15 protein-coding genes are annotated in these 12,971 nt (G+C 43.3%); 4 read left to right on the forward strand and 11 right to left on the reverse strand.

From position 1 onward, the window contains the following. Nucleotides 1–149: 149 nt before the first annotated feature. The 5 genes from BZJ17_RS14485 to BZJ17_RS14505 form a co-directional block, all read right to left on the reverse strand. Nucleotides 150–611, reverse strand: a complete 462-nt coding sequence (locus BZJ17_RS14485) for a hypothetical protein (RefSeq protein ID WP_077641177.1) — start codon at nucleotides 609–611, stop codon at nucleotides 150–152. Between the two features lie 88 nt (nucleotides 612–699). Continuing rightward, a complete protein-coding gene (locus BZJ17_RS14490) occupies nucleotides 700–1,215 on the reverse strand; it encodes a GNAT family N-acetyltransferase (RefSeq protein WP_077641178.1) in 516 nt (171 codons plus the stop codon). Nucleotides 1,216–1,314: 99 nt separating this feature from the next. Continuing rightward, nucleotides 1,315–1,551 carry a hypothetical protein gene (locus tag BZJ17_RS14495; protein ID WP_077457223.1) on the reverse strand — a complete coding sequence of 79 codons (237 nt, stop codon included), beginning with the start codon at nucleotides 1,549–1,551 and terminating at the stop codon, nucleotides 1,315–1,317. Between the two features lie 315 nt (nucleotides 1,552–1,866). Next, a complete protein-coding gene (locus BZJ17_RS14500; protein WP_077641179.1) occupies nucleotides 1,867–3,030 on the reverse strand; it encodes a cytotoxin in 1,164 nt (387 codons plus the stop codon). 722 nt (nucleotides 3,031–3,752) lie between these two features. Beyond that, nucleotides 3,753–4,031, reverse strand: coding sequence for a hypothetical protein (locus tag BZJ17_RS14505; protein WP_077641180.1), 279 nt, complete (start codon nucleotides 4,029–4,031; stop codon nucleotides 3,753–3,755). Between the two features lie 523 nt (nucleotides 4,032–4,554). Here BZJ17_RS14505 and BZJ17_RS14510 point away from each other — a divergent pair. Both BZJ17_RS14510 and BZJ17_RS14515 read left to right on the forward strand, forming a co-directional pair. Beyond that, entirely contained in the window at nucleotides 4,555–4,839 is a 285-nt protein-coding gene (locus tag BZJ17_RS14510; RefSeq protein ID WP_062907370.1) for a type II toxin-antitoxin system RelB/DinJ family antitoxin, read from the forward strand. Further along, nucleotides 4,836–5,114: a type II toxin-antitoxin system RelE/ParE family toxin gene (locus BZJ17_RS14515; protein ID WP_077641181.1), complete on the forward strand. Its 279-nt coding sequence runs from the start codon at nucleotides 4,836–4,838 to the stop codon at nucleotides 5,112–5,114. The genes BZJ17_RS14510 and BZJ17_RS14515 overlap by 4 nt, the downstream gene beginning before the upstream one ends. Before the next feature lie 168 nt (nucleotides 5,115–5,282). On the opposite strand, the gene BZJ17_RS14520 is transcribed toward BZJ17_RS14515, so the two are convergent. Next, nucleotides 5,283–5,792: a GNAT family N-acetyltransferase gene (locus BZJ17_RS14520; protein WP_241836814.1), complete on the reverse strand. Its 510-nt coding sequence runs from the start codon at nucleotides 5,790–5,792 to the stop codon at nucleotides 5,283–5,285. A gap of 107 nt (nucleotides 5,793–5,899) precedes the next feature. Further along, on the reverse strand, nucleotides 5,900–6,436 hold the full coding sequence (locus BZJ17_RS14525; RefSeq protein ID WP_077641182.1) for a hypothetical protein: 537 nt from the start codon (nucleotides 6,434–6,436) through the stop codon (nucleotides 5,900–5,902). A 106-nt stretch (nucleotides 6,437–6,542) separates the two neighbouring features. Here BZJ17_RS14525 and BZJ17_RS14530 point away from each other — a divergent pair, with 106 nt between their 5' ends. Then, entirely contained in the window at nucleotides 6,543–6,797 is a 255-nt protein-coding gene (locus BZJ17_RS14530) for a hypothetical protein (RefSeq protein ID WP_077641183.1), read from the forward strand. Here the strand turns inward: BZJ17_RS14530 and BZJ17_RS14535 are convergent. The 4 genes from BZJ17_RS14535 to BZJ17_RS14550 all read right to left on the reverse strand — a co-directional run bounded on the left by BZJ17_RS14535 (nucleotide 6,788) and on the right by BZJ17_RS14550 (nucleotide 10,569). Beyond that, a complete protein-coding gene (locus BZJ17_RS14535; protein ID WP_077641184.1) occupies nucleotides 6,788–7,609 on the reverse strand; it encodes an NAD(P)-dependent oxidoreductase in 822 nt (273 codons plus the stop codon). The genes BZJ17_RS14530 and BZJ17_RS14535 overlap by 10 nt on opposite strands. 438 nt (nucleotides 7,610–8,047) lie before the next feature. Further along, on the reverse strand, nucleotides 8,048–8,572 hold the full coding sequence (locus tag BZJ17_RS14540; protein WP_077641185.1) for a GNAT family protein: 525 nt from the start codon (nucleotides 8,570–8,572) through the stop codon (nucleotides 8,048–8,050). Between the two features lie 39 nt (nucleotides 8,573–8,611). Next, on the reverse strand, nucleotides 8,612–9,382 hold the full coding sequence (locus BZJ17_RS14545) for a hypothetical protein (RefSeq protein ID WP_077641186.1): 771 nt from the start codon (nucleotides 9,380–9,382) through the stop codon (nucleotides 8,612–8,614). 134 nt (nucleotides 9,383–9,516) lie between these two features. Beyond that, on the reverse strand, nucleotides 9,517–10,569 hold the full coding sequence (locus BZJ17_RS14550; protein WP_241836815.1) for a hypothetical protein: 1,053 nt from the start codon (nucleotides 10,567–10,569) through the stop codon (nucleotides 9,517–9,519). 605 nt (nucleotides 10,570–11,174) lie between these two features. Here BZJ17_RS14550 and BZJ17_RS14555 point away from each other — a divergent pair. After that, nucleotides 11,175–12,938 (forward strand): hypothetical protein, encoded by a 1,764-nt coding sequence (locus tag BZJ17_RS14555; protein ID WP_077641187.1) that lies wholly within the window; start codon nucleotides 11,175–11,177, stop codon nucleotides 12,936–12,938. The last annotated feature ends 33 nt before the right edge of the window (nucleotides 12,939–12,971 follow it).

The following is a 12,971-nucleotide window of genomic DNA, read 5'->3' on the forward strand; positions in this document are numbered from 1 at the left end:
CTGATAGCCAACTCTTCCCAGCCCCTGAGTTACCTATTATGACAACTCTTTTCATACACGGTTACCCATTTAATTCTTGGCCACCAAAAAAGAAAAACGACAAATACCTCTCGATGTAATCCATCTTAAAATATTTGTCGTCATTGCTATTACGCCCTTGGGTCCGGGACGGTTTTAAAGGTAGCGTCGAAAACCTTGTTGTCACCCTCAGAGAGTTTTAACTGATAACCAAGTGATTTTTCATAAAACTCTATAGCTTGGGCCCGTTCTCCTGTGATCAGTAGTGAATGACTTAAGATCGCATTCGTGAATGCTTGAATCCAATTCGCGCCTTGTCCGTCAAAGTAGGAAAATGCCGTTTTCGCAAATTGAATACACAGAGGAGAATCATTGATACAAAGTGCTCTTGCTATCGCTAAATTGGCAAGTTCAATATTCTCTTGGGTTCCTACTTCTGACCAATGATACAGAGAGGAAAATGCAACCGTTAAAAGCCTTTTCTTCTCTTCTTGGCTCAGGTCTGATTCCGATAACGACCAAAATTCATTGTTGCTTTCAATTGCGAAGTATCGGTTAAAGCGAGAGATTTCTTCACTATTTGGCTTGGCCATAAACATCCTTATTAATATAAATGATATAATTATAACCCACCCAATGCTTAGCAATAGGTGGTAACAATATACACTTCATAGTTATTAGTTACAATTCAGAAGTGTATACACAAACTTCCCTTTCCTGTCCTTGTATACGATACGACTCCGTACCTATGTATGTGATACCCAATTTTTTAATCACAGATTTTGAGCGCGAATTTCCAACTAGATGTGTCACTTTTAAGCGCTTCAATCCATAGTGTTTTTTAGCAGATTCTATTAAACAACGTGATGCTTCTGTGGCATAACCTTTTCCCCAGTAAGGTATACCCAACCAATAACCAAGCAGGCCAGTACCCTCCTCCAATTTTGGAAAGCTCACCGCCCCAATCAGTTCCAGCGTGGTTTTTAACGTGATGGCATAAACCACACCTTGACCACTTAAAAACAACGACTCGTGGATTCGTATCCAACTTTCGGCATCAGAAATATTATATGGATGGGGGATATTTGCGGTCATTTCCGATACTTTCTTTTCCCCAACCAGTTCGGCGACACGTTCCGCATCATTGAGAGAAAACGGCCTCAATATTAACCTGTCACTTTCGAAGATTTTTTGCACTATACCTCCTTAAAAAATTAAACGAGAATTATAAAAGGTCAAAGCGCATGATTTCTTAATGAAATTTAATTGTCCAAATAGATTTAAACCTAAATGTTACTATTGAAATTCGTCACCCTGATTTTTTAAGGTTTTATGCCCGCACCTTGTACAAACTTCATATCGATCGATTAAGTCCAACGATGCACCAACAGGACTGGCAACACCACCAAAGAAACCGTCGAGAAAAGCCTTAAACTGTTCTTTTTTACTTTTCCCATATTTAGAAGGCTTTTGCTTTATGATTTCTTTATGCTCAGTTTCTTGTCCACATTTCTCACAAAACATACTATTCATTCTGATTCCTCAACACTTCTGCACCTTTATTCACTTTTCGATGCGTCTCATCGCTTCATCCAGCCACGTTCATTTTTAAGCTTAGTGAATATATTCCGTAGTCTTTTTAACTTGATTTATAGGCTGGCTTACTCAGATCGTCGATGCCTGCTCAATAAAACTGGTTCAAATCCATAGCCGACCCAATTCTTTGATGGCTTTAGTCCCGCCAAGTACTGCTTGGCGAGACTCCTATTAAAAACTATGAGGCTCAAGGCCTTTCCGTGCTCTGTTTAGTTAATCGCGTCTATCTAAACGTTGCTCTGTTGCGCTGATTTAGCGTTTGATAACAATAGTGCCCGTTTCAACGACACGAGACTCCTTCGACGCCATGACCTTCGCCGTGTGCTTTTCGGATGAGAAAAGTGATTTCGCTGATGTCATCGGTTGACTGATAGACGGAGCATGCTCTTGTTTTTGAYAATGAATTTCCCAATTTCGAGTGTCAGTGTTGTAGCGCATGAAGGCAAAGCCGGTAATATTTTTAATCATGGTGTTGTCTTGCTGGTAAAAGCCGTAGTCACGAAAACTCATGTACTTGATTAAGTTATTACCGTGTTCTTGCACATCATTGTATTGCTTATCTTCTTTACCACCTTCCACATGGTAGACTCTAATGCGGTCATCATCCCAGTCATCAACCACAAAAGAACACCCGCTAAAATTTGGCGTGAAAACATACAAATGGTCTCGATGAGGGTCGGGATGCTTGGGTATATCGAGGTACTTACCTTGCGCTACCCAGTAGGCCATCTGTGATGTATTTTTATCGGGCTGTTCACCTGCGAATGTATCGATGACTTGAATCGTACCGACTGTTCCATGTGCGTATTGATACTGCATACCACTAAAAACAAGTTCACCACTCTCTCTTACTTCCTTTTGAGTCACCGCGCTAAGTGATGAGACCTGTAGAGCGACAACTTCAGCGCTAACAGGCTGATTCGCGAAGCTGGCCCCAAGTAGATCCGAGGGTAAAACACGTTTTCCTACCGCATCGTTCATTCCCATTCTGGATGCTGGCATCGGTGACAAAATTGCACCAGGAAACTCCCGCTCTTCACCGACATAAATACGGTTATTTTGTTCTTTCGCTTTACGGTCAGCGGCTATCTTATTTCTGTGCGCAGCGTATCGAGGTTCATTGGCTTGAGTTTTTTGCCAGTTTTCTTCCTGCTCCTGAAATCGTTCTCTACGCTGTCTTTCAATTTTTTCTCTCGAAGTTTCTTTTGGCGCAGCAGGTTCGCTAATCGCTTTATTGACCGGCATTGATGCGCCTGTTGGCGCAAAATTTCTTGTAGTGGCGCGATCTAATGCAGCCTTTGACGCAGCGGATTGCCTTGCCATTTCACAACTTGCACACGGACACGTTAATGGGTCAGGATGCATTACGGGACATCGGTGAGGTTTAGAGGAGTCAAAAACATCGGATAAGTTCATATCACAATCCACTCGCGTTCTCTGAATATGCGCATCGTTCCATAATAAGGAAAACGGGTGCGTAACATGCAGTAGTTATGTTAATGAGTCACCCTCCTATTTTTAAACAACGTTAAACGTAGAGGGTTTGGCAGTACGCTCCAATATCATTGGAGAGTCATGCCGCCTAGTACCATTAGGTCATCATTGTTCTATATTTACCGCCACCAGTTTCATATCTATCCGTGACGCATCCATACCACCCTAACGAGTATAAGGTTAGCAGCAGGACGCTGGCCCCAGCATCGAAAAAACCTGGCTCTTGGTAACACGTTTTTCATAACACAGTCTTCTGCATGTGACGAGAAAAATCGCTATGTGATCTCCACTATTTTTAGTGTGAATATATCGTCCTATCGATTCACCGCCGCAAGACCGAAATAAACCGCCATAATGATGTACGCAAGAGAATGGTTATTTGAGATTTGAAAAGCCGAGACAGCGTGATTTAACTCGTTCCCTCGCTCCTGAGTGGGAACGAGAAGTAATGTCTAATGGCCCTGTCTCATGATTGGCAGGCGTTGAGACCGCAGTAAGAGACCTTCTGAATGTGTTTGCCGTAAGCAATGACTTAATGGCGGAAATGACAGAACGAAGTAGACGACTTTGCTGTTCGAGAGCATTGGCTGCTGCGCAGCCAAAAAAATGCCATTGCCTATTGACCGGAGAAGAGCTCATAGGTGTTAGGCGACATTTCTACGTTTAACTTCTTTCTTATACGAAGATTCATTGTATAGCCAAATAACCCAAAATGCGAAAAACATCCCGGTCGTGTAAATTGAGTAATTAAGAGCATTATCCGATAAGAAAATCGTAATGCTTGCCGCATCAGAAGATGGATAAAGGAAAATAACATTAAAAATCATGTACAAAATGGCTGTGACGAAAGTCGTTCTGAAAAGCCAATTTAAACACCCTTTCTTTCGCGATTTTTGCCAATTATCAAATGCTTTACCATTCATTAATCCACTCCTTTCTATTAATTGAAGCTAGATTCACGCCAAGATACTATCAATACTCTATCGTTTATCTCATGTCGCCTAACGAATGACATGGATTCCCCCTCTTGACGATCTGCCACACTTAGGTGCGGCCTTGAATACCGGAGGTAACCATGTCTACTCAATTCTTTTGTGGCGTTGATCTCGCCAAGCACCACTTTTCTCTTCACGCGGTGGATGACCACGTAAAAATCATTTTCCATAACTCGTTCTCACGCTCCTGAGTGGGAACGGGAAGTAATGTCTAATGGCCCTGTCACGGCAAGCAGCGGTGAGTCGCAGTAACAGACCTTCTATATGTGTTTGCCATAATCAATGACTTAATGGCGGAAATAACAGAACCTTTGTTGTTTGAGAACATTGGCTGCTCGCGCAGCCAAAAAAATGCAATTGCCTATTGACCGGAGAAGGGCTCATATGTGTTAGTTGCCCATCTCAAGTCCGAGTGCTAACATTCGTACACACAACAGCAAAGGAATACATCATGGACACTAGAATTCAATTTCGTGTTGATGAAGAAACAAAACGCTTAGCACAACAAATGGCTGAGAGCCAAGGGCGCACACTGAGTGATGCTTGCCGTGAACTTACTGAGCAACTCGCTGAACAACAAAGAAAAACATTATCTCACGATGCGTGGTTAACTGAACAAGTAAACCTAGCATTTGAGAAGTTTGACTCAGGAAAATCCGTTTTCGTTGAGCACCAAGCTGCTAAATCTCGAATGGAAGAGCGTAAAGCCAGAATCCGTAATCGAGGCAAGCAATGATTTTATGGGAAGAAGCGTCACTTAACGATCGTGAAAAGATCTTCGAATTTCTCTATGACTTCAACCCTGATGTAGCAGAAAAAACTGACAGCCTCATTGAAGCAAAAGTAGATAACTTGGTTGAACAACCTTTAATGGGCGTACAACGAGATAGCATCCGCGGACGATTGCTCATTATTCCTGAGATTTCGATGATTGTCTCATACTGGGTCGAGGGCGATATCATCCAAGTGATGCGTGTACTCCACCAGAAACAAAAATTCCCTACGGATTGATTGCTTCCTCTGGGGAGCTAACGCTAAGCTAAATTGCAGTTGAATCCGCGATGACTTAATGGCGGAAATGACAGAACGAAGTAGACGACTTTGTTGTTCGAGAACATTGGCTGCTCGCGCAGCCAAAAAAATGCAATTGCCTATTGAACGGAGAAGGGCTCATATGTGTTATTTTTGGACTGACTGATACACGTTATTTTCTATTGAAGCTCCTGCAAATTCAAAGGTTAGACGCCCTATTCGACTCAACCCCAGATGCTCATAAAATCCATTGGATTCATTTTCAACCCAAGTGTAAAGCCAGTATTTATTACCCAACTGATTTTCGACTTCATTCAAAAGCTTCCGACCTAACCCTTTCCCTTTGAAAGTGTTATCGACATATAGTTTCTCGACTTCAAAGCCATTACTGGACGTTTGATAATGCGATTCAAGATTAACCATTACATAGCCTTGGATCACTTCCTGCCCTTCACTTACAAACACACGATATTTAGTCGTATCCAATATTTCTAAGAAGTAGGTTGCAGTGAAAGTAGACAAGACATATTCAGCGTATTCAGTTTTGATACCTTTTCTAGCATATGTGTCTAGCCAGACTTTAATGGACAATGCTGCTAATTTTACGCAATCGTCTTTTGTCGCTTCTCTAACTATTTCCCCTCCAAAACATAACATTCGAATAACGGGCGTTTACTAGCCCAAACTGACTAAAATGCCTAAATCACAGCGTTTCTTTGAAATTGTGCTACGAATAGACGCGCGGATTCATTCGCTTTTCATGCTTAAATTTGCTCAATCACGCCTCTCTTGACCGCCAGCTTTTTCAATAGTCCTTGTAGGTATGCTAAAGCGGAAAACGGAATGAATACTGAGTACAAAAAGTCTCCCCTAAGGTAGGCAGATAGCAGGATGCTCAATAGGCAGAAGAATGAAAATAGGAAAGATAACTTCTTCACTGAATCACCTTCACTCGGAAAGGTATCCAATGCTGTCTGTTGCGAGTACATAGTCCTAACTAGCGCTACGATAAACATCCAAGCAAAGAGAGAAGACTCCTGCAAGTAGTAATAGACCCAATTTAGATACTCCCAGTAAACCAAATAGGCGAAAGCACCTGATATAAGATGCAAATTTGTCGCAAGTGCAATAGAGCTCATGCGCAACGAAAGGGAGTAAAAACAAAGCAGCAAAACCATGCTCGCCAAACCAACAGCATAGAACTGCTGCTCAATTGGTAGCTTATCTGCCTTGTACAAGAATCCAAAGACAATAATTGGCAGAAATTCAATGTACGAAAAAGCCTTTTTTATACTATCCATCCAGACCTCCATGCCTAGACTTGGTTTAAAGCATAACGAATGACATGGATTCCCCCTCTTGAAGATCTGCCACACTTAGGTGCGGCCTTTAATAACGGAGGTAACCATGTCTACTCAATTCTTTTGTGGCGTTGACCTCGCCAAGCACCACCTTTCTCTTCACGCGGATAATAGCCCTGTCACAGGATTGGCAGGCAGCGGTGAGACCGCAGTAACAGACCTTCTCTATGTGTTTGCCGTAAGCAATGACTTAATGGCGGAAATAACAGAACCTTTGTTGTTTGAGAACATTGGCTGCTCGCGCAGCCAAAAAATGCAATTGCCTATTGACCGGAGAAGGGCTCATATGTGTTATGTGTAATTTTCTATGTACTTCCTTAATGACTCAGTCGATTCAAACAAGGGACTAATTGGAAGAGTAAGATTTAGCTTTTCAATTTCGACTGCCGAAGAGCCATGGCATTTCTCAAAGTCACTCCAACTGCTCTTGTGAACCTGCTTTACGATTTGAAAGTCGAGTAGTAATTGAGAAAACGCTTCGGGGCTATATCCCTTAGTCTCAGCAATAAAGTGTTGTGTAGCCGGGAGTTTACCTTGAACCAGTGCCAAATAAAATCGAGCGATGTCATTAACATGGATATATTGGTTGTAACCTTGAGATGGTATCGCTACTTGGAGCATTTGATCAGATAAGGAATCTACAATTCGCTTTAGTTGACAGTTTTCACCACCATAAACCAAACTAGGACAGTAAACGACATGCCACTTCTTTTTGATAGCGTAGCCTATTGTAACTGTGTCCGGTTTTACCGCCTCTAGAGGCTTAAGCCTAAATTCTTTGAGGTCATTGTGAGAAGCGTTGCCAAATAACCAAACGCCCGATGTGTGGATTTTTGTCGCACCGTCAGCCGCTAGTCTATCCAGCTGCGTTAGCAGCTTGGACTCTATATCAGCTATTTCCTCCGGCGAAAATTCTGACCAATGTGGGCGAGCACAATTTATAACGATATCAAAGTAACCAGAGAAATCTGATGGCACATTGGTAAGCTTCCGAGCAGGAGGTAAGACACCGCTAGTCCTGCTGTAAGTCGAAACTTCAAAGCCACTTTCGACAAACATCTTAGTCACGTGGCTACCAATATACCCATTGGCCCCTGATATAAGTACTTTCATTCTTTCCCTGAACTCTCGATTACACATAACGAATGACATGGATTCCCCCTCTTGAAGATCTGCCACACTTAGGTGCGGCCGTTAATAACGGAGGTAACCATGTCTACTCAATTCTTTTGTGGCGTTGATCTCGCCAAGCACCACTTTTCTCTTCACGCGGTGGATGACCACGTAAAAATCATTTTCCATAACTCGTTCTCACGCTCCTGAGTGGGAACGGGAAGTAATGTCTAATGGCCCTGTCACATGATTGGCAGGCGGCGGTGAGACCGCAGTAAGAGACCTTCTATATGTGTTTGCCGTAAGCAATGACTTAATGGCGGAAATGACAGAGCGAAGTAGACGACTTTGTTGTTCGAGAGCATTGGCTGCTGCGCAGCCAAAAAATGCTATTGCCTATTGACCGGAGAAGAGCTCATATGTGTGTTAGGCGAATTTTCAAAGAGTTATGCGCATATCTGCACAATTGAAAAGACCATCGCCCAAAGTCGGAAATCGTGCATGATTTGTGAGCGTACCATAATTTGAGAAACCCGACTTTTCTAAAACTCGTATGCTTGCGAGATGCTCAATAAACGGATTGGTTCTTACCTCTTTTACACCCAAACTTTTCAAGTATTGCAGACCAGACCGGCACAACTCAGTTGCAACACCTTGATTACTAAACTGCTTTGATATACCAAAGTGAATTTCAGCATATTGCTCATTAAATATGAAGACAACCAAACCGAACACAAAGTCATCTGGACTAGCAGCAACACCATAAACACAAACTTTAGGCGCATTTTCTGAGTAGGACTTTCGCCATTGCTTAATTTTCGAAAGCGTGGTCTCAACTGTATCGTGAGGCAACGTCGATATGTACTTTGCTGAACTGCTCGAGCCTGAGTACATACTAAATAAGGAATAAGCATCAACCTCTCGAAGCTCTCTGACTCTAAAAATTGTACTTTCGTAGTTCATTACACCTCCATTCGCCTAACGCCAAAAGCAGGGGCGTGTTTACACGTCCCGCTGCCTTTTTTTGTTAAAATATCGTCTTACACGGTAACGGATAGTTGTAAGGTTAAACCAGTACTCCGCCCATTTTGTCGTGAGTGGCTTATTTAGTTCGCGATACTCGTGTCGTATTATCAGAAGAATGCCAAGATAAGGGTCTTCAATTGGTTCTTCTAGAGGCTCGCATGCGGACTCGTTTACGCGCCTTAACGAGACGTACTCATTGCGTACCTTTTCAGGAGTTAGCAACCTCATTTTCTCCCAACACTCCACAACTGGAGGGCTGAAGTAAGATAGGTTGTGTGTAACATGATCAACAAGACGATTAAATCGTTCAGCGTACTCTTGATTTTCCAGATTGAATACCGGAGACCTGTTTTCCATGGTCTCAGCGAAAGAATCTACATGCTTTTCATGTTGGTGTTTATGGTATTCATCACTTACCTTTTTTCGGTAATCTCGCTTCGCCTCTTCTGATTCAACGCCTTCTGGATAATCAATATTAAATCCATACATCTGCTCTAGCCAATGAGAGCTTTCGTACTCATTGACTGCCTTTTCTAGAAATTTATCTTCCGACCTGTATGGCTCTTCTATCTTCTTTTTGTAGTTGTAAACTAGAAGATCTGAAGCATCATGGTAAACCTTATCGTACACTCTGACGCGCTCAATTCTTCTTGCTTTTCGAGAGCTGAGGATTGTAAACAGAAGCCCGCCGAGAGAAACCAGAAGGCTCCCCAGAGAGATGAAAATTGCTATCTCTGACTTATCCATAAAATCTCAAGCACAAGAAAATTTTTAACGCCGCCAACATGGGTAGCTCTGGCTGGCGGAAAATTTGTTTCAAATTTTATGACAGCTTGCGCTATCCCCTATACTTGGCCTTGTTATATTCTTTGTTGTTGAGGTTACTCATGTTTCAGCTCACCAAACAAACCGATCATTAAATCATCTTCGAGCATTTCGAATGGAAGCTCAACATATTCATCTTTATGCCTTGGCAGAGCTTTTCCATCGTGTGGTGAATTTTTCGTATGGCCGAGTACTTTGTCACCATTTTCTTTAATATATGGGAGTACGACTATTCTACCATGATTCTTTGAGAGAATTTTTCCTTCTAGCCAAATAGTCCGACCCGTATCGCTAGATGATGATTCACTAAGTTCCTTTACACACCAACCTACGTTATTCTTGCTTTCGAACCAGAAAACAAAGCCACCTAAAACTACAACTTTCAAACCGCGAGAACTAGCTTCATCCAATATTCTCTTTACACTTGCCAACTGCAATAGCTGGTTTGCCCTTGGCAGGAGCATTGATCTAATGGCCGCTTTGGTTTTACCCCAATGCTCACAACCCGAAAAACCAAACCCCCTAGCTATACGCTCTCTATAAAAATAGGTTGCGGTCTTCTTGGTGTGCTTTGCATACACCCACTTTCCATTCTCTTTCAATAAAGTTGTACCCCACCTTGCAAGCCTAGCTAGCTGTACGTACGGGGTTTCCTTCAATATCTCAATGAGTGCCAATCTTAGGTTTTCGTTATTATCAGGAACTATAACGCTTTTCGGTTCGATAATGTTGGTTTCGGAATTTCTCTTTAATGCCTCGGAAAGCATTAAATGCTCCTCCATAAGCCTTCTTTTTCTAACTGTTACAGCTTTCTCTACTTTTAGAATTAGTGAAGACTTCGAATCACTAGCGCTTCGATCAGACATCAAGTTGCTTATCAAAGAAGCATTTGCCTTCTCTGCAGCTTGAACAGCTTCATCAAGCGTATTATAAAAATCAGCCTTAAAGCTTTCACCTTTTTTTAGATAACGTTTAAACCACCCTAAGCTACCATCCTTTTTAAGTTTGCACTCACACATCAGATATCCGCTCCCCGCCTCAAACCATGGCTCAGGAAATAAAGCAAGTGTAGGCAAACCATATCCAGGTAGTTGTGATTCTTTAATCATCGAGAATATTACCTAATATAAAGTGGCCAGATAGCCGAAAAAATATAACATTGTATTAGCACGCGCACTCGATTTCCCAAAATCGTTATACGCGGCCTTTCTTATCTAAACCACTGTTATGAATAACATTTATCGCTTTTGGGGTCTATCTCTTTGCCGAGAAAGTGTGCATGCCGCCTATCTCTGGTGACGCGCTCACACTATCTCCGCGCCTACTCGCCTAATTTATTGATTATGCTTACTTTCTTCTTTCGTATTCTGTGATAGTGTGAATGAGTGCCGACAAAGCGTGCACTCAATTAGCGTGCTTCCACCGATAAGCTGGCTATCCATCTAGTCTTTCCCACGCTACCGCCGATCAGTTCTCGGTACCTAACTCACCTTTTCCGTCAGCGTTGTCCGGTTAGCTTATCAAAGCCATGCTGATTTTTTCGTGCTTAATTGTCCAAAATGTTAGCGATAGCAGGTTTTGTGCAGGGCCGTGGCTGAAATGGCTTTGCCTACAAAAATAATAGGATCAGGGGGTTATCGCAGTAATTTTATGAAACCAATTTAATATATGGCGGGTATTGGTCTATTTACCCACACAACACGGAGACGTTGTTATGCGACATCACGCCATATACAAGCAGGGGTGGCGATCCCTGTTCGCACTTTTATCCACCACCGTCGCGCTATCGGCAACAGGCGCTGAAGGCACTCAAGATACCATTCATGATCCTTGGCTTAAAAAGGTTGTCGCGTTAACAAGAAACCACAAGCCCGGCGATCCGGACCCGACTAGCTATGGCATGGACCCAAAAACGGGTCAGTTTATTCATCCTCAGCAGACCTACCATGCGTACTCACCCAAGCCTTTTGACGGTTTACTCGATTATTGGGATGACAAAACGTATAGCAAAAATATGAAGGTCGAGGCCTATTACCCCATTACGGTTGAGCCCTTCCACACGTGGCAAAATATTGTCGATTTTGATGGCAGGCGGTATCTGTATCAGTATGTGCGACGCGATCTAAAGATCTTTGATATTACAAACCCAAAAGATCTGAAGTTGTTGTATACCCGCGGTAAGCAATGGGGGCCAAATGGGCCTCAAGGGGAAGAAGTGAACCCCTATCCCACTGGTGATATGTTTGGCGCGGCCAGCATACAGTGGAGCGAGGCTCGGCAGAATTATGTGATGGTGCAGGCCTTTGAGATCCGTCGCTTCGGGCTGTTGAAAGATAAATTCACCCAGCCGGAAAAAGTCGCACAAATCCGTCATGCCAAGCATTTAAAAGGCTTTAAGGTGTATGACATGCATGGCCCACTTCCTGACCAATGGACATTAATCGCAGAGCGAAGCACCGATATTAACCACCCAGACGCTAAGGTAGGTGAACAACAAGGGTCGGGCGTTCGCGATATTCCCACTTGGTTTGGGGGAAAGACCATGATTGTTGCGGCCGCCCCCGATGCCAGTTATGCATTAACCGAATATGGCAATGATTTATACTCTGCGGGTTATCAATCGTGGGATATGTCTGATCCGGCCAATCCAGTATTTATGGATCAATTGGCAGTGCCGGGACAAATTCTTAGCGATCCCGCACATCAAAAAGCATATCTCGGCAACCCACGGGCTGGGAATCGTACCTCTTGGATGGGCGCACGTATGTCGCTATTCATTCCTACACCGGTCGAAGAAGGTGGGAAATATGGCTATGCCGCGATGGGCGGGCTTGGTTTCTATGTGGTGGATATTTCCAATCCAGCGCAGATGAAAGTCGTCAGTCAACTCGAGTTTGAGCCCAGTGTCGCAGGGACGGAGGGCGACTATATCGATGTATCACAAGTCGAACAAACAGGCCTCGTCTACTTTAGCGGTTATCCGCTTAATGAGGAGTGTTTTGAACCCTATAAAGACGTGCATATTATTGATGTGTCGGATCCCGCTCAACCGAAAAAAGTCGGCGTTTTACCACGTCCAATTCCGCCAAAAGAGGCTGCTTTTACGGATTTTTGTCAACGTCGCGGCAGCTTCGGGCCAAAACGTACCGGTGCTTACACCCAGCCCGGTATCGGTCGCCAAGGTATTCTTCCCTATAATTTTTATAACGCTGGCCTGCAGGTGTTCGATGTTCGTGACCCACAACAACCTGCGATTGCGGCGTACTTCGTGCCCCCGTTCAAGGAAGATGAAGTTGCCAGTTATGCGATGGGGAATTTGTCACACAGTGTCTATGTGGAATATGACCGTAACTTATTTTGGCTATTCACTAATCACGGGATCTACGTTCTCTCTTCGCCAGTATTAGGCCAGCCATCCTTTGCACCGCCTAAGCAAGCCTGGCCACCTCGTCCTGCCAGTGTGCGTGATTCCCAATAAATGCTTGTCATATAAATGGCTTAGGTGTCGCCG

The sequence above is a fragment of the Salinivibrio sp. IB574 genome (assembly GCF_001996205.1).
In the GTDB taxonomy this organism is placed as follows: domain Bacteria; phylum Pseudomonadota; class Gammaproteobacteria; order Enterobacterales; family Vibrionaceae; genus Salinivibrio; species Salinivibrio proteolyticus.